Below are 16,487 nucleotides of genomic sequence, written 5' to 3' on the forward strand. Positions count from 1 at the left end.
GGGCCCTTCTGCCTCATCGGCGCATTTATTCGGTGGTCGCCTCGACATCGACCTTCCCGATAAGGCTAGCGGGGTCTTCCTCGGCCTGCATCAGGTCAAGCATGCTCAATCCCGGATCGTCCTTGGCAAGAATGCCAATCTGCAAGGATTTCGTCTTTCCGCTGACAAAGCTGTTCACCACTTCACCCAGCTGCGCAGCATTGGCGACACCAGCCATCATGGAAATGACCGTACCTTGAGCGATGCCGGCCATGATGGGGCGCATGGCTTCCGGATCTTGGCCGACCTCGCCGGAGGCGACGGTGAGGATAATGTCAGAAAGTCCGGCGTCATTGATATTGAGGTCGAGCGACTTAAGCGCCAGCCCCATGCCTGCCGCCAAGGCAAGGTTTGAGTTGAGCGAGAAGAGGTCCTCGCTGGCATTTGCAATCAGTCCGGAAATGGCGACGGTGCCCAGATCGACGCCGCTGATGGAGACTTCCTCGAAGTCGATGGTGTTGCTTGGCTCATCCCACGCCCCGGCTATGCGGAACGCCGCATCGATTTCGGTCAGGCCCATGGCGCGCAATTGAACGATTGTTTCGTCTTCGCTGTCCTCTGGAAGCGTCGTCTTTATCCCTTCGGCCGACATATCCATTCGCGTGGGAATGCCGTTGACGTAATTGGCAAGCGTCAGATCGAAAGCCGCGATACTCGCGGCGATGCGCGCTGCGTCGTCTTCAGGATCCGGAATGTCCATCTCAAATCCGCTGAACGCGAAACCTTCCATGGCAGGGATCATCAGACGGCTATTTTCTTCCAACCACGCGTCATCGATGGCCTCGGGGGCGTTCTCGAGGAGCGAGATGACAGCCGACATATCCATTGGCTTGAACGTTGCAGCGTCGAGCGACATCTCGCCGTCACCCTCCACCTGGATGTTCAGACCCCGCATTGTAACCGAGGGGTAGATACCCGGCGACATGCCGCCCATCGTCATGCCGGCGATCTCGAACGTCATCGGTCGCCCATCCTCGTCACCCGTACAGGACAGTCCCTCGACCACGATGTCCGACGTTTCGAAAGCGGTCAGGAAATCGGCGTAGACCCGCATGAACTGACCAGTCAGATCAGCATCCGTCTCCCCTGGCTCATCTTCCAGAGCGCGGGCCATAGCTAGGAGATCCATTGGGGAGGTCATGAGCGGACGCGCTCTAAACTCGGCGCCACTGACCGCGCCTATCTCGCATGCGATGTCATCCGCTCGGATTGCCCCGCCTTCAAGAGACAGGTCGGTGTAGAGAGTCTGAAATTCGCTGCTGATCGTCGGGGTAAGCCCATAAAAGCCCAGCATAGCGGCAATGTTGAATTGAGAAGCCGACATAGCGCCAAATTCGGAGCTGGCCTCATCGGTCGCAAGGCTGACGCCGCCCAAGCTGACCGACCCGGCAATTCCGGCCGTGACATCCTCCAGAACCAGATCGGAAAAAGTCAGCTCAGCAACATATTCTTCCTCACCGCGAACGGAGCGGATGCTCACGTGGATTTCTGGAACGAGAATGCTGTCCGCAGTCAGTGTTGCCAGCCCATCGGCATGCTCGGTGATTTCGCCGCTCAGAATTTCAGTGAGAACGGCGTCGGAAAGGGAGGACTGTTCCGTTTCGATTGTGGGAATGGAGACGGTGTAGGAAATGTCCGCCGCAGCCGTTTCCGCTGGGCCGGCTTTGGTCTTGTCCTTGGCACTCACCTGCTGGGCGGGTAGTGCCACACTCACAAGGCAGACACAGGCAAAAACCTGCAAACGATTTGGGGTCCGGATCATGGGTGCCTCCTCTTAGGCCTTGGTCTGGAATTTCACGCAGATCTTTGAAGGTGGATTAGGGAAGGGGGCTGCCAGAATGCAGCGCGATCTAGAAGGCTGCGGTCAGGACTTCGACCTGACGCAGGGGACCGGGCTTTACCTCGAGATCACGATTGTAGACCTGGTCACCCATCTTAGCCAGGACAAGGTACTCGCCTTCCGCCAGAACAGTGGACGGGAAAGCACTGCGCTCTGTGAACACCGTCGTGCCATCGGCAGTCTTGATGGTCCACTCCACGTCGGCGATGGCTTCGCCGCCCTCCTCGGACACGAGCTTCAGGGCGACTTCGCTGGCATGGTGGTAGAGTGTGGCGTCGGTTAGCTGGCCGGCTTCGACCCGCAGATCCGCGCGTACAACGGCGTTGATCGAGCCGAAATGCGATACGATGTGATACGTCCCCGCATTGAGCGTCACGATCTCATTCGCCGATACATTCTCGGCGATCAGCGACCGGTTGGCTTCGCTGCCCTCGGTGAAGATATCGAAGCTCAGCATGGCAGGCGAGATGGGGACTTCGCCGGTCACCTCCGAATTAAGGCGCAACGCGCCGGCATCAAGGATGACATCCTTGCGGTTTTGCCCGGGTACCACCGATAGCGGCTCACTGAGCTGAGCGCGTCCGTAGGAGACATGCAGCACATATTCACCTGGCCTCAACTCGATATTCGCCGGACCAGTCTCGGCCTTGGTGACGAGGGCCATTTCGCCCTCTGGAGTTGGTTCGCTTTCAAACACCCGCCAGATCAGGCCATCCTGGATCGGCGCTCCGCCTTCTGTAATCACAGCGGAGAGCGTCACGGGCTGCGGAATATCAGCGAAAGCGGAGATGGCCTCGGTCGCAGCTGTCGAAGCGGCTGGCGTTCCTGCATCCTGCGGGGTAGCGCTGCGATCGGGACGCGGTCTCGGCAGGGGCGGAATGTCCGCTTCTTCCTGGGCATAGACAGCGTGGCTCGGGATTATCGAAGTAAAGCCGGCCGTGAAGGCAATGAGCAGGGCGAGAAGAAGGGCCGAACGCATAAGGTCTCCCAGGCGTGCATGGCGTTTGATGCGGCGCACTATGCGCATGCGATAATCCGCGATTGCGGAGAAGCTGTGTCACACTCGCGGCCCGATGAAAACCAGGCAAGACCCCTTCACGCCATTATTCCATTCGCCCTTGGTCCCGGCCGTGTCCGAAGGTATGTAGGCGCAGAGTTAGGAGTGACCAATGCCCGCCAATGATGCCCTGCGCGACCACCTGCTGACCCGCCGTTCGACCGGAATTGGATTTCTTCGAGATCCAGGACCATCTTCTCAGGAACTGGAAACGCTGCTCACAATAGCGACACGGGTTCCGGACCACGGCAAACTCGCGCCTTGGCGACTAATCATCTACGCAGGCGAGGCGCGGGCGCAGGCCGGGGAGAGGTTGGCGGACATCGTTGCACGGCGCAACCCAGCGGACGAGGCGAGCATTGAGATTGAGCGGCACCGGTTCTTGCCGGCGCCCTTGACGATCGGCGTCTTGTCCGTCCCGCAGGCCCACCCGAAGGTTCCTGAACTCGAACAGGTTCTCTCGGCTGGCAATGTGGCATTCAATCTCCTGCATGGGGCGGCAGCACTCGGGTTCGGCGCGTCTTGGGTCACGCGCTGGTATGCTTTCGACGAGGAAGCGGCCCGTGCTTTGGGCGCTCAGGATGGCGAGCGATTTGTCGGCTTTGTCCACATTGGGACGCCGACAGCGGCGATGGAAGACCGTCCGCGGCCGATCCTCGGCGACATCGTGCGATACTGGCAAGGATAGCTTGTAGTTAATCAAGTGTTAACGGCCCGAGCTGATACAATGAGGCTTGTGATTCTCCGTGGAATGCCGCCATGGGCGTACAGCCGGTTTCCATCCCCCAGCGACTTGCTCAGGCGCTGCAAAATGCCGGCAGCAAGAGTGGCGTGGATTTCGGCTACCTGCTGCAAACCGCTCAGCGGGAAAGTGGGCTCAATCCGGCGGCACGCGCCTCCACATCCAGCGCAGTCGGGCTGTTCCAGTTTTTGGAGAGCACTTGGCTCCAAGTGATGAAGCAGCAGGGGCCGCGTCTCGGTTATCAGTCGTACGCCGACCAGATATCTGTCACCGCTTCGGGAGATTACGTTGTCTCGGATCCGTCTCGCCGTGCGGAGATCTTGAAGTTGCGAGAGGATCCGCAAGTCGCAGCCGACCTTGCGGCAGCATTTACGCGTTCGAACGGAGAATATCTCAAGTCAGCATTCGGACGCGTCCCCAGTCCCGGTGAATTGTACATCGCCCATTTTCTGGGTGCGCAGGGCGCCGAGAAAATGTTTACGGCGGGGCTGCAGAATCCTGACCAGATCGCGGTCAATCTTTTCCCCCGGCCCGCCGCCGCAAATCGATCTATCTTCTACGACCAGAATGGGCAGCCTCGCACCATCCGGCAGGTCTATCAGGTGCTTGTGGCCAAGCATGAAGGGGCGACCCGCGCGAGCTTCACTACTCAGCAGATGAATGGCCAGGACGTGACACCGCCTGTGGCGCAGGCCGAACCGCCGCTACCGTCGCGATTTTCCCCTGCAAACATGTCATTCACTGGCCTTTTCAAGACAGTGCCTGAGGAAGATGCGGCAGAGAGCGCGGCGGAAAGCGCCGCGTTTTTCACCCAGTTATACAGCCAGTAGTCACGAGTGCGGGAATGCCCGAACCATCTGTAGTGATCCGGCGTTTCTGGACAAAAGCCCGAAAAATAAGGGCGAAGAAGTGGAGGATCGATTGAACTTCATTTTGCGCTTTCGAGAGCTCGAAGTACCGGCTGTTCCGCGCTCATGGATTGTCACCCTGCTTGCATTGACGTGCTGGTTGCCGGTGCTCGCGATTCTGGGCTTTGCCAGCTTGGCAGGCGGAACGATCTGAGACGTCGTCGTCCACACCGATCTCACCGCTTGTTATTGGCTGCGAAGGCCCTAAAGTGATCTCTGCCGCTACTTGTGGCTGATATACGGCTTTTCGTTGAAAGGCGGAGCAGTGATAGCCGAACAAATCTTTGGGCTAGAAAAGCAGCTCGACCCTTTTTTTGCCAGGCTGCAATTGCGCGACACGCTCGGACTGGATGAGAAGCGCGCAATCATCCAGTCAGCTCGCGACCGCTTGCATTTTTCGTCCGGTGAAGATCTGGTCGTGGAGGGTGACCGGCCAATGCGGTGCGTTCTCGTCACGTCGGGATTTGCGTGTCGGTACCGACTCCTACCGAGCGGAGAGCGCCAGATCATGGCAATTCATCTCCCTGGGGATTTTGTCGACCTTCACAGCTTCCTACTCAAGGAAATGGACCATTCGGTGGGCGCCCTCACCGAATGTACGGCGGTTGGTTTTCCCCATGAGAGCTTGCTCCAGGTGACAGAGCGTTTTCCGCATCTGACGCGCATGCTGTGGCTGATGACTTTGATCGATGCCGCCGGTCACAGAGAATGGCTGATCGGGCTCGGCCTTTTGTCCGCGCCACAGCGAACGGCGCGTCTCTTCTGCGAAATCTACAAGCGGCTTGAAATTGTCGGCCTTGCCCGAGATCACGAGTTTCGCTTTCCGGTTACCCAAGTGGCAATGGGCGATGCACTCGGAATTTCTGCTGTGCATGTCAACCGGGTGGTGCAGGAGTTGCGACAACAGGATCTCATCACCTGGGAGCGAGGTACAGTTAGGATTCTGGATTGGTCCCGGCTCGTTGCGACCGGCCAGTTCAGCGATCGCTATCTGCACCTTGTCCGAGAGCCCCGCTAGGGCGCGCAGCCCTGCATTTCCGCTAAGGTTCGGGAAGATCAGCATAATATTCCGTAGAGCTTAACCTATGTGAGTGGGGGCCGCGAAGCGTCGCTCTAGAGTGGAAGCGGGGGTACCTCGCTTCTTATGTCTACAGCGTTTGCCGACTTGCGCCTCATTATCTGCGAAGACGAATTCCTGCTTGCCGTTGAACTGGCGGAGCATCTGCTCGCCTTGGGGGCAACCGTTGTAGCAAGTGCTGCAAGCCTGAAAGAACTCGGCGAGGTTCTGGACCAGCACTCTGATGTGAATGCCGCCATTCTTGACGTCGTTCTCGCCGATGGCGAGATCTACGACGTGGTGCCCACCCTCGAACAAATGGGTTTGGCGCTCCTGTTCTACAGTGCCCATCAGCCGAGCGATTGTCCCGTCGAGTTCGCTCACATTCCTTGGCGAGACAAGCTCGATCCGCCACACAAGATCGCTACGACCCTCCTTTCGGCGCTCGATGCGCGGAGGACTGACCATAATTAGTGAAAATACAACAAGCGGGCGCCGGACAGATCTGGTGGACCGCTTTATCCTTCGCATGTCTGCTTATGAGGCACTTGATAGTGGCGCCCGCGACGCACTCTATCGTGCGGTCAAAACTCTTGCGCCCGTGCCCGCCTGCGAGATGCAGCGTGAACATGGCGCAGAGCTGTGCATTTTGCTGACAGGATGGGTCTGTCACTTCAAACTTCTTGGAAATGGCAGAAGGCAAATTACGTCCGTGATCCTGCCGGGAGACCTGGTCGATTTCAGTTTCCTCACCAGCCGGACATCCAATCTGCAGTTCCGAACCACAACCACGAGTCAATTTGGGCACATTGGTGCGGCTCAATTTGCTGCAGCTGCCGAAGAATTTCCCGCGCTCATGAAGTCTGCCTTACGTGCCCTCGCGATAGAGACGGCCATCCGAGAAGAGCGCGTAATGAGCTTGGGCGTCCGAACGGCGATGGAGCGGTTGTCTCATTTTCTATGCGAGATATGGCGCCGTCTCGATGTCGTGGGTCTGGTCAATGCGGACCACAGCTTCGAATTGCCGATGACGCAATCGGACATAGGCGAGGCCCTTGGACTATCTACTGTGCATGTAAACCGTACCATCCAGGCCCTCAGACGGGATGGCGCAATTACCTTGCGCGGAGGCCGCGTCACCCTCCAGAACCCGGCGCGACTGATATCGCTTTCAGGCTTTGACCCAGCCTATCTTGGGATTGAAGCGGTAGGCCCGATCAACGCGCGTTAAGCGACACTGCGTTGTCTAGACCCGCACGTGTCGCATCATTAGGTGCGGAACCGACGCCCGCACACTGCATTGGCCCTCTGAAACAAGGAGACTCCAATGCCCGATCGGTTCACCATGCAGGATCCGCGCCACCAATATCCCGTCCCACCCTTTCCGAGGCAGGAACAGGAGCCGCCGGGCATCGCCGGCAAAATGAAGCCGACGCCAGATCATGGTGAGGAGAGCTATTCCGGCTATGGACGGCTTCTCGGCCGTAAGGCGCTGATAACGGGCGGCGATTCCGGTATCGGGCGTGCCGCTGCGATTGCTTTTGCGCGCGAAGGAGCGGACGTTGCCATAGGGTTTCTGCCCTCAGAACTCGACGATGCCAACGAGGTCGTCGGATATATCGAACGCGCCGGGACAAAGGCAGTCGCCTTACCTGGTGATGTCTCAGATGAGGAAACCTGTCAGCGCATGATCAAGGACGCCGTCGAACAGCTTGGTGGCCTCGACATTCTCGTCATCAATGCTGCCCGCCAGCAGGCGCGCAAGTCGGTCGACGATCTGAGCAGCGACGACTTCGACAAGACCATGAAGACCAATCTCTATGCCTTGCATTGGCTGACGCGAGCGGCTGTGCAGCATCTGCCGCCGGGTGCCTCGATCATTACAACGGCATCAATTCAGGCCTATGAGCCTTCGTCCCACCTGCTTGACTATGCCACAACCAAGGCTGGTATCGTCGCTTATACCAAGGCACTGGCCGAGCAACTGATCGAGAAGGGCATCCGCGTCAACGCCGTGGCCCCAGGGCCGTTCTGGACAGTGCTCCAACCCAGCGGCGGGCAGTTTCCGGAAAAGGTCGAGATATTCGGGCAGAATAGCGCCTTCGGTCGCCCTGGCCAGCCTGTCGAACTTGCTCCGATCTACGTGCTGCTCGCTTCTCAGGAAGGCAGCTACATAACCGGCGAAGTCTTTGGAGTGACAGGCGGCAAGGGCGTTGCCTGAAGTGCGACCGCGGGATGGAGTGAGCCATGACCAGCAGACCTGAAGATCCGCACCCTGACAACGAAGAGCATTACCGGGACCATCGCCGTCCCGGTGGTGCCGTCTCAAAGAAGACCGTTGTCGTCAACGACTATGCTCATGACGGCAAGGCAAAGCCCAAGCCTCGCAATGTTGAGAGCGAGGGGAATAGCTGAACGACGTTGACGTCCCCTGTCGTGAGTATTGTCCGGTCTCCAGACGCGGAGAGGCCAACACGTTGATTGGAAAAATCATGCGCAGCGAACGAGCGCCCATCGGCGGCACGGACAATGCGGGCCCAGCCATATTTGGCCGGATTTGGGATACCGGCGTGACGTCTCCTGAGGACATGGAGGTTTTTGCGCACTTGGCGTGGAAACGGGAGGCATATTCCGTCGGCCAAGCCCTTAACGCTGATTTTGACATCTGTTTTCTGACTGGCGGCTTGTCATTCCGCCAGAGGTGCACGCCATCGGGCGGCCGCCAACTTTTGTCGATCTTGTTGCCCGGAGACATGTGCTCCCACGCATTTCTGACCGGACGCCGACCGCTCGCAAATGCCGTTGCGGCAACGTCCTGTACAGTCGTCCGCCTATCGATCGAGGATGTTCTCCCGGTCTGGGAACAGCATCCAAACCTTCTCGCCGCCCTTCTGTTGAACTTCGCAGTCGACTGCGAGGCGGCGGAGGAACTGGTGGTGTCCATTGGTCGGCGAACGGCGCTTGAAAGAATGGCCTATTTTCTATGTGAGTTGGAATTTCGCTTCGATCGCATAGGCTTGAGCAGTAACTCGAGTTTTTCGCTGCCTCTCACTCAGGCCGACATGGGCGATTATCTTGCACTTTCCGCTGTTCACGTGAACCGAACGATGCAAACGCTTCGTCACAGCGGATTGGTGGAAAACAAGGGTGCCAACTATTGTCTGCTTCAGCCTGACAAGCTCCGGAAATTGTCAGGATTTTCCTCTGCTTACTTAGCGCACCACTAGACGGGTCGCCTCGGTGTTTGCACGCATCACATTACAAATGGTTTTCAGCATCCGCGCGTGCGGGTCGCTGGTGGCTTCCGTGGGCTGCCGATCGGCTTGTCTTTGCCGGGCATCTTCATTGACGGGTGACTCCCTAAAGAGTTGCTCCACATGCCTGAGGACGTTCGCTGGCTCGATGGGTTTGCAGAGATTTGGCTGCCTCTGAAAGCGTAGGGGCAACGCTGAGGCGCTAGAAGCGGATAGAAAGATAATTGGCGTCCGCTGCAGGGTAAGGTTATCCGCGAAGGAAAATACCGGAGCCCCATAGAGTTCCGTGTCGAGCAGAGCGGCGTCAACATGGCGCCGGCCAATCAGTTGAGACGCATAAAATGCAGTTGGCGCAGGTCCGATGACCGCACAGCCTGCCGCCCTCAATGCATCGCACAAAGCATTGCCGAAGGTCATGTCGTCCTCGACCACAAGAATACGCCTGCCCAACAATGTCATTTTGGTCGTTCCCCCGTCATTCCCTTGAAAACTCTGCAGGCATGAAAGGGATGCATCATCACGCCAATGGAGGCGAAAGAGGCCCGAACCTTTATCACGCACTATTTTGGCAACGAGTTTGGGGAGCCGGCAATTATGGGCGGGCAGTCCATCCGCGACCTTGTAACTGGTGTGCCCTATGTCTTCAGAACCTCAGACATCCCTTCGACGCGAATATCCTATGAAATTCGGTACTCAGATAACGGGGCAGGGCGTTCGCTTCCGGCTCTGGGCCCCGGACCAGCAGCAGATCAGGGTGTACCTGCACGATCTCTCCGAGGCCTTTGAAATGGCTGCGCGGCCGAGAGGCTGGCACGAAGTTACCGTGCCGAATGCCAAACCCGGAATGCTCTACACTTTCGCGCTCCCGAATGGTCAACACGTACCTGATCCGGCATCACGCTTTCTGCCGCAAGACGTTGAAGGGCCCAGCGAGATTATCGATCCTTTGGCCTTTGAGTGGAGTGATCGCGGCTGGGTGGGGCGCCCTTGGGAAGAGACAATCCTTTATGAATTGCACATCGGGACCTTCACTGAGGAAGGCACCTTTCGTGCGGCCATCGACAAGCTGGACCACCTCTGTGCGCTCGGGGTCAACACAATCGAGTTGATGCCAGTGGCGGACTTCAATGGCCGTTGGAATTGGGGCTATGATGGCGCCAGTCTCTTCGCTCCCGACGCCACCTATGGTCGACCCGAAGATATGAAAGCCTTTGTGGACGCCGCTCACAGCAAGGGATTGAGCGTTGTCTTGGATGTTATCTACAACCACTTCGGTCCCAAGGGGAACCACCTGGGGACCTATGCGCCGTTGACCAACAGCGACGTGCCCACGCCTTGGGGAGAGGCCGTCAACTTCGACGGTGACGAAGCCGGGATGATCCGGGACCTGATCATGGCCAATGCCCGCTATTGGCTGACGGAGTTTCATCTGGACGGCCTGCGGTTCGATGCGGTGCACGAAATTCATGACGACGGGCCAAGGCATATTCTGATGGAGCTCGCCGAACAGGCGCGCGCCGCCACCGATGGCCGTCATGTGCATTTGGTTCTGGAAAACTCGCTGAACCAGGTGAACTGGCTCAAGCGCAGGGAAACCGGAGCGCCCTGGCTCTACGACGCGCAATGGAGCGACGACATTCACCACGCCATCCATGCCGTTCTGACCAATGATCCAGGCTCCTATTATGAGGACTTCATCGGTCGGATCGATCTGGTCGGACGGTCACTGGCGGAGGGCGTCGGTTGGCAAGGCGAATTCATGCAGCACCAAGGCCACCACAAGGGTGAGCCCAGTGCATTTCTCCCGCCCACAGCTTTTGTCCATTTCATGCAGAATCACGACCAGGTCGGCAACAGGCCGTTCGGTCGCCGCGTCTCTCATCAGGTCTCGCGCGATGCGCTGCGCATGTGGAGCGCCATCGTGCTGCTGTCGCCGCAGATTCCCTTGCTGTTCATGGGCGAGGAATGGTCGGCAAGCACACCATTCCTGTTTTTCTCAGATGTCGGACAAGATCTTGCGGACGCGATCCGCACCAGCCGTCGAGAGGAACTGAAGAACTATCATGAAGCCGAGGAAGGTGAACTTCCCGACCCGATGAGCAAGGACAGCTTTTTGAGGTCCAAGCTGGATTGGAGCGAGACCGAACGAGGCGAGCATAGGGAAATGCTCGCACATTACCGTGCGCTTATCTCATCGAGAACCAAGGCCATTGTGCCACGCCTGCATGGGATGCAGGGCTTTTCGGGACAGTACATGATCCTCGACAATCGCGGGATTAAGGTGACGTGGCGTTTGGGAGACGGCTCCCGTTTGCAAATCCGCGCCAATCTCAGTGCTGAACTGCTTGCTTGTCCACCCAACGCGCTTGGGCAAACTGTCTGGATAGAAGGTGAGGTTGCGGGTGACTCGCTCGGGCCTTGGGCGATGGACGCTCACATCATTCAAGCCGAATGAGGTAAAAATCAGCAGAAACCGCGTCAGCCGGCCCTCGGGCCGGTTGTGTTTCGAACCACGAGATTGGTGTTGAGGACATATCGGACATCCCGGATCGCATGATTTTCAAGGATGTCGATCAAGAGCGTCAACGCAGTTTTTCCGGCTTCGACCGAGCGATTGGAGACCGTGGTGAGCGATGGGTAAGTGGCGGCCCCTAAAACGTCATCGCACCCGACGACCGAGAACTGACCTGGCACCGAAACCCCTTGATCGGCCAGTTCGGCAAGCATGCCCTGCGCTGTAAGATCGTCGAAGGCAATAGCAGCGCTTGCCCCGGTCGCCAGCACGCTGGCGGTAATTTTGCGACCGGACTCGAATGCTGCGAACTCGTTGGATATGACACTGACGTCAAGACCCAGGGCGCGAGCCGAACGCCGTACGGCATTGCGACGCTGCTTGTTGGACCAGGAGCCATGCGGCCCGCCGACATAAACGAGCTTCTTGTGCCCCAATTCCGCGAGGTGCTCCACCGCTTCCGCGACCCCCGTAGCGCTGTCGATCAGAACTCTGGGTATGCCCTCCACATCCCGGTTCACCAGAACCACCGGCCGGCGGCTGGCATGTTCGACGATCTGCGCGTCGCTCATGCGCGACGATACCAGCACCAGGCCTTCGACCTGGCCACCGAAACGGCCGATAAGCTTGTCCTCTTGCTGCGGACTTTCATCGGAATTGCCCAGGAAAACGCAATAATCGGACCGATCCGCTTCCGCCTGCGCCGCGCGGATAAGAGGCGGGAAGAACGGGTTGGCAACGTCGGGTACGATGAGCGCGATATTGCCGTGCCGGCCGGTGCTGAGTGCGCGAGCCGTATGGTTGGGGACGTAACCAAGCTGCTCTGCGGCCGCAAAAATCTTGCGCACCGTTTCTTCGCTCAGCATTTCCGGGCGTGTGAAGGCTCGAGACACACTGGACTTGGTAACGCCCGCAGCCTCGGCAACCTGGTTGATGGTGGGTCTGGCCCGTTTCGACGTCATTTCTATCCGTCTCTGGCTTCTCCCTTTTCTAATGCCACGACGCGCGAGCAAATCATAGCCGCTTGACGTGCAACCGGTTGCATCAGATACTTGCCACATTCGGGTTTGCACCCGGTGCCGACCCGAAAAACTGGAGGATATCCGTGTCGATTAAAGCTGCTTCGCCCGCACGTCCCGCTTTCGCCGCCGGGCAGATGGCCGTGCGCGTATTTCAGACCCGCGAGCAGATGGGGGCGGCGGCGGCCAACGACACTGCCGATGCCTTGCGAACGGCGCTGAGCTCGCAGGATCAAGTGCGTATGGTGTTCGCAGCCGCGCCCAGTCAGTCCGATGTTCTGGCGGCTCTATGCGTCGCGCCGGGCCTGGATTGGAGCCGTGTCGTCGCCTTCCATATGGATGAATATATTGGGCTCAATGCGAAGGCACCTGAACGCTTTGCCCACTGGCTGGATGAGCATCTCTTCCTGCGCTTGCCCTTTAAAGAGGTGCATCGAATCGTACCGGAGCCAGATGCAATAGCGGCGGCTTCGCGCTACGCAGCGCTTTTGTCGGAAGCACCCATTGATATCGTTTGCCTGGGTATCGGCGTAAATGGCCACATCGCATTTAATGACCCACCGGTCGCCGACTTTTCCGATCCGCTCGACGTGAAGGTGGTGACGCTGGACGATGCCTGTCGTCAGCAGCAGGTGGACGACGACTGCTTTGCCCGGTTCGAAGATGTGCCTGAACAGGCTATTACCTTGACCGTGCCTCGACTGTTGCGGGCAAATAAGCTCTTCTGCGTTGTGCCCGGTCGCCTCAAGCGCGACGCCGTGCGCGCTACGCTTCATGGGCCAATCAGCACCAGATGTCCGGCATCCATTTTGCGGGAACATGCGGACTGCACGCTTTATCTCGACCAGGAGTCCAATCCAGATGCCTGAGATCACTGATGCCGATGCGTTGTGCGCTGGCTACCTTTCCGACGTCACAGCACTGATGCAGTCCATTCTCGTCGAAGAGCGGGATGTGCTCGACCGTGCGGCTAGCCGCGTGGCCGATCAAGTTGCTGCCGATCGCCTCGTTCACGTCTATGGGCCTGGCGGTCATTCTAATCTTGCAGCGCAGGAAATCTTCTTCCGCGCTGGCGGTTTGATGCATGTCAGCGCCATTCTGGATGAAGGCACGCTTCTGTCCAACGGCGCTCTTCGCTCCATGGCTGTCGAGCGAACGCCTGGTTATGGCAAGATCGTCATCGACGACGAGCGGCTGGGCGAGGGCGACCTCCTGATCCTGACCAATGCCTATGGTATCAATGCAGCCCTGATCGACGCTGCACTCGCGGCACGTCAGCGGGGTGCATTCCTCATCGGGTTCAGCTCACATGGCCACGCAAACCAAAGTGCATCCAGCCATCCGGCGCGGCATCCGAGCAAGCAAAATCTGCACGATATCGTCGATATCGCCGTCGATACCAAGGTGCCGATTGGAGACGCGCTGGTCTCCGTGGAAGGTGTTGCCGAGAACATCGCTGCCGTGTCGACTTTTGCCAACGCCTTCGCGCTCAATTGCCTGGTGATCCGTACCGTGGCCAAGCTCGCTGAACGCGGTGTCGAGCCGCCGATCTGGCGCAGCGGCAACGCTCCGGGCGGCGATGAGGCCAACGGCAAGTTCCTTGCACGCTTCCGCGATCGCGTGCGCTGGCTATGACCCATTCGGGGCGGGTAATTGGCCGAGATCCAGCGAACGGCAAAGGGATCGCGGTCGAGTATCAGGATGGACATATCACTGCGGTTGAGCCGGTCAACGCGGGCCGGCACGAACCCTTTCTGTCTGCGGGTTTCGTCGATCTGCAGGTCAACGGCTATGGCGGGCACGATCTGAATGCCGGCCCGCCCAGCCCGTCCACCCTGCAGCACCTGGCCCGTCTCCTCCTTGGTGCTGGCACAACAACCTTTGTGCCCACCTTGATTACGGCCAGCCGGGCGGATCTTTGCGGCGCCCTGCATGCCATAGCCAAAGCGCGGCAGGACAATTCTCGGCTCACAGCCATGATCCCGTTCATTCATGTGGAAGGGCCTTCCCTCGATCCTGCGGATGGGCCGAGGGGTGCGCATCCTCTGGAGTATGTCAGGCCGCCATCATTGGAAGAATTCGCAGCTTGGCAGGAGGCTGCGCAGGGCCTTGTGGGAATGGTGACACTCTCGCCGCACTACCCTGAGGCACCAGCCTACATTTCAGCGCTTGCGGCGCAAGGGATCCACGTTTCCATCGGCCATACCGGCGCCAGCCCGGAACAGATCTCCGCCGCCGTCGATGCCGGCGCCCGGCTCTCCACCCATCTCGGAAATGGCGCTGCCAGCACACTGCCACGTCACCCCAACTTCATGTGGTCGCAACTCGCCGACGACCGACTGACCGCCAGTTTCATTGCGGACGGACACCATCTGCCGCCAGCAGCGTTGAAGGCTATGTTGAGAGCCAAGACGCTCGAGCGCGCTATTTTAGTGTCGGACGCCGCTGCCTTGGGCGGACAAAGGCCCGGCATCTATCAAACTCCGATTGGTGGCGAGGTCGAGGTTTCGCCTGAAGGGCGGCTGAGCGTGGCCGGTACGCCCTATCTGGCCGGAGCGGGCCATCTTCTCGATCGTAATGTTGCTCATGCTATCGAGGCCGGCGCGTTAACCCTTGCCGAGGCCCTCCGGCTGGCCACCCGAAACCCCGGCATCTTTGCCGGAGATCGCGGCATCCTCGCGCCGGGTCGACGAGCAGACCTGGTGCGGTTCACTTGGAAATCGGGCGATTTTCGGTTGGCCATCGAAGATGTTTTCGTAGCCGGCGAAAGGGTCGCGCCATGATCATGGCCGGCGTCGCTTCCGTTGACATTACCCCGCCTGCCGGACTTTCCCTGGCCGGGTTCGCTGCCCGCACCCAGTCCGCGCAAGGTGTGCATGATGCGCTCACGGCCCGCGCAATCGTCGTCGAGGATACGGCGATCGTCGTGCTTGATGTCATTGGGTTGCACGAGGATATGGCGGCGCGCATTCGCAAACGCAGCGGCCTCGACGAAAACCGCATCATTGTCGCCGCTACCCATACGCATGGCGCACCTGTTTCCATGCAGGGTCGGCTAGGTCGGGACGCTGATCCTGGCTTTCTTCAGCAGATGGAGGATGGTGCTGTGAAGGCGATCCGGCGTGCCTGGGAGGGGCGTCGGCCCGCCTCGCTTTCCGCCGGCATGGGCAGTGATCCCGGTGTGGCCTGGAACAGGCGCCACGCCGATGGACCACTTGACCATGCAGTGCCCGTCATTCGCATCCGCGACGCCGAAGGCTCCTGCTTTGCGGTCATGACATCCTATGCCTGCCACCCCGTCGTGCTAGCCGCCGACAATCTCCTGATGACTGCCGACTATCCGTATTATGTCCGACGCTGTTTGGAAGAGGCTTATCCCGGTGCAGTCGCTTTGTTTCTGACCGGCTGCGCCGGCGATGCCAATACCGGCCACACGGCGCAGGCCTCCTGGACGCTGGCGGCCAATGCGCAGCGTACCTTTGCTACTGCGGAGCGCCTCGGCGTGCGGATTGCAGAGGCGGCGCTCGTTGCCCCCGAGGGCGACTTCGCTGGCCCCGTGGACGCAGGACATCGGGACCTTGATCTGGAAATGCTTCGCCTTGAGACGGAGTCGCTCAGCCAGCTCGCAGAACAATGGCGCCTGGAGGCGGCATCTGCCGAGCTGGTGCGCGCAACCTTGTTGGGTCACTGGATCGAATGGGCCGAGCGTTTCGAAGCCGTCGTGCCCGGCTCGTGGCGGGGCAGGGTAAGTCTTCTAGACTGGTGCGGTATTCCAATTGTCGCCATGCCAGGGGAAATCTTCAGCGAAACCGGGCTCTTTGTCAGGGCGTGCTGCAATGGCCTGCCGGCTTTTGTGCTTGCTTATGCAGAGGGCAATCCCGGCTACATTCCCCCGAGCAGCGAATATCAGTTTGGTGGCTACGAGGTCACCGAGGCGCATCGCTTTATCGGCATGCCCGGCGCCTTTGCGCCCGGTTCGGCAGAGGCTCTGGCCGAGGCTGCCTGTGGCCTGATCAAACAACGCCACTTGACAGCGCAACCGGTTGCATAACAAACTTG

The 16,487-nt window shown here is 59.1% G+C and carries 18 protein-coding genes; 14 read left to right on the forward strand and 4 right to left on the reverse strand.

The genetic code is table 11. From position 1 onward, the window contains the following. Window positions 1-25 precede the first annotated feature (25 nt). Together VE26_RS04645 and VE26_RS04650 are read right to left on the reverse strand one after the other, a co-directional pair. Entirely contained in the window at window positions 26-1,801 is a 1,776-nt protein-coding gene (locus VE26_RS04645; protein ID WP_152658710.1) for a hypothetical protein, read from the reverse strand. A gap of 88 nt (window positions 1,802-1,889) precedes the next feature. Beyond that, complete coding sequence (locus VE26_RS04650) at window positions 1,890-2,858, reverse strand: hypothetical protein (RefSeq protein WP_152658711.1); 969 nt, start codon at window positions 2,856-2,858, stop codon at window positions 1,890-1,892. A 190-nt stretch (window positions 2,859-3,048) separates the two neighbouring features. On the opposite strand from VE26_RS04650, the gene VE26_RS04655 reads away from it, so the two are divergent. From VE26_RS04655 to VE26_RS04685, 9 genes are all read left to right on the forward strand, one after another. Beyond that, window positions 3,049-3,624 (forward strand): nitroreductase family protein, encoded by a 576-nt coding sequence (locus tag VE26_RS04655; protein WP_046103962.1) that lies wholly within the window; start codon window positions 3,049-3,051, stop codon window positions 3,622-3,624. Window positions 3,625-3,695: 71 nt separating this feature from the next. Then, window positions 3,696-4,508: a transglycosylase SLT domain-containing protein gene (locus tag VE26_RS04660; RefSeq protein ID WP_052715664.1), complete on the forward strand. Its 813-nt coding sequence runs from the start codon at window positions 3,696-3,698 to the stop codon at window positions 4,506-4,508. Window positions 4,509-4,599: 91 nt separating this feature from the next. Then, window positions 4,600-4,740 (forward strand): hypothetical protein, encoded by a 141-nt coding sequence (locus VE26_RS18000; protein ID WP_160297796.1) that lies wholly within the window; start codon window positions 4,600-4,602, stop codon window positions 4,738-4,740. Window positions 4,741-4,851: 111 nt separating this feature from the next. Continuing rightward, a complete protein-coding gene (locus tag VE26_RS04665; protein WP_244465626.1) occupies window positions 4,852-5,604 on the forward strand; it encodes a Crp/Fnr family transcriptional regulator in 753 nt (250 codons plus the stop codon). Between the two features lie 147 nt (window positions 5,605-5,751). Continuing rightward, window positions 5,752-6,117, forward strand: coding sequence for a response regulator (locus VE26_RS18005; protein WP_160297797.1), 366 nt, complete (start codon window positions 5,752-5,754; stop codon window positions 6,115-6,117). 34 nt (window positions 6,118-6,151) lie between these two features. Continuing rightward, window positions 6,152-6,874: a Crp/Fnr family transcriptional regulator gene (locus VE26_RS04675; RefSeq protein ID WP_160297798.1), complete on the forward strand. Its 723-nt coding sequence runs from the start codon at window positions 6,152-6,154 to the stop codon at window positions 6,872-6,874. 96 nt (window positions 6,875-6,970) lie between these two features. Then, window positions 6,971-7,864, forward strand: a complete 894-nt coding sequence (locus VE26_RS04680) for an SDR family oxidoreductase (protein ID WP_046103963.1) — start codon at window positions 6,971-6,973, stop codon at window positions 7,862-7,864. A 26-nt stretch (window positions 7,865-7,890) separates the two neighbouring features. Further along, window positions 7,891-8,058: a hypothetical protein gene (locus VE26_RS18010; RefSeq protein ID WP_160297799.1), complete on the forward strand. Its 168-nt coding sequence runs from the start codon at window positions 7,891-7,893 to the stop codon at window positions 8,056-8,058. Between the two features lie 77 nt (window positions 8,059-8,135). Continuing rightward, window positions 8,136-8,870, forward strand: coding sequence for a Crp/Fnr family transcriptional regulator (locus tag VE26_RS04685; protein ID WP_046103964.1), 735 nt, complete (start codon window positions 8,136-8,138; stop codon window positions 8,868-8,870). Here VE26_RS04685 and VE26_RS17010 read toward each other — a convergent pair. Next, a complete protein-coding gene (locus VE26_RS17010) occupies window positions 8,856-9,314 on the reverse strand; it encodes a response regulator (RefSeq protein WP_210165400.1) in 459 nt (152 codons plus the stop codon). The genes VE26_RS04685 and VE26_RS17010 overlap by 15 nt on opposite strands. A 262-nt stretch (window positions 9,315-9,576) precedes the next feature. On the opposite strand from VE26_RS17010, the gene treZ reads away from it, so the two are divergent. Further along, window positions 9,577-11,352 carry a malto-oligosyltrehalose trehalohydrolase gene (gene treZ, locus VE26_RS04695; protein ID WP_046103965.1) on the forward strand — a complete coding sequence of 592 codons (1,776 nt, stop codon included), beginning with the start codon at window positions 9,577-9,579 and terminating at the stop codon, window positions 11,350-11,352. Window positions 11,353-11,375: 23 nt separating this feature from the next. Here treZ and VE26_RS04700 read toward each other — a convergent pair whose 3' ends face one another. After that, window positions 11,376-12,371, reverse strand: a complete 996-nt coding sequence (locus tag VE26_RS04700) for a LacI family DNA-binding transcriptional regulator (protein ID WP_046103966.1) — start codon at window positions 12,369-12,371, stop codon at window positions 11,376-11,378. 143 nt (window positions 12,372-12,514) lie between these two features. Between VE26_RS04700 and VE26_RS04705 the strand changes: the two genes are divergently transcribed. The 4 genes from VE26_RS04705 to VE26_RS04720 are packed head-to-tail and all read left to right on the forward strand — an operon-like array spanning window position 12,515 to window position 16,479. Beyond that, the gene (locus tag VE26_RS04705) at window positions 12,515-13,297 is read left to right on the forward strand and encodes a 6-phosphogluconolactonase (protein WP_342018394.1); all 783 of its coding nucleotides are present in this window, start codon (window positions 12,515-12,517) and stop codon (window positions 13,295-13,297) included. Beyond that, the gene (locus VE26_RS04710; RefSeq protein WP_046103967.1) at window positions 13,290-14,063 is read left to right on the forward strand and encodes a sugar isomerase domain-containing protein; all 774 of its coding nucleotides are present in this window, start codon (window positions 13,290-13,292) and stop codon (window positions 14,061-14,063) included. Before VE26_RS04705 ends, VE26_RS04710 begins: the two co-directional genes overlap by 8 nt. Continuing rightward, complete coding sequence (locus VE26_RS04715; protein WP_046103968.1) at window positions 14,060-15,211, forward strand: N-acetylglucosamine-6-phosphate deacetylase; 1,152 nt, start codon at window positions 14,060-14,062, stop codon at window positions 15,209-15,211. The genes VE26_RS04710 and VE26_RS04715 overlap by 4 nt, the downstream gene beginning before the upstream one ends. Then, a complete protein-coding gene (locus VE26_RS04720) occupies window positions 15,208-16,479 on the forward strand; it encodes a neutral/alkaline non-lysosomal ceramidase N-terminal domain-containing protein (protein WP_046103969.1) in 1,272 nt (423 codons plus the stop codon). Before VE26_RS04715 ends, VE26_RS04720 begins: the two co-directional genes overlap by 4 nt. Window positions 16,480-16,487: the final 8 nt, after the last annotated feature.

The organism is Devosia chinhatensis (assembly GCF_000969445.1).
In the GTDB taxonomy this organism is placed as follows: Bacteria; Pseudomonadota; Alphaproteobacteria; order Rhizobiales; family Devosiaceae; genus Devosia; species Devosia chinhatensis.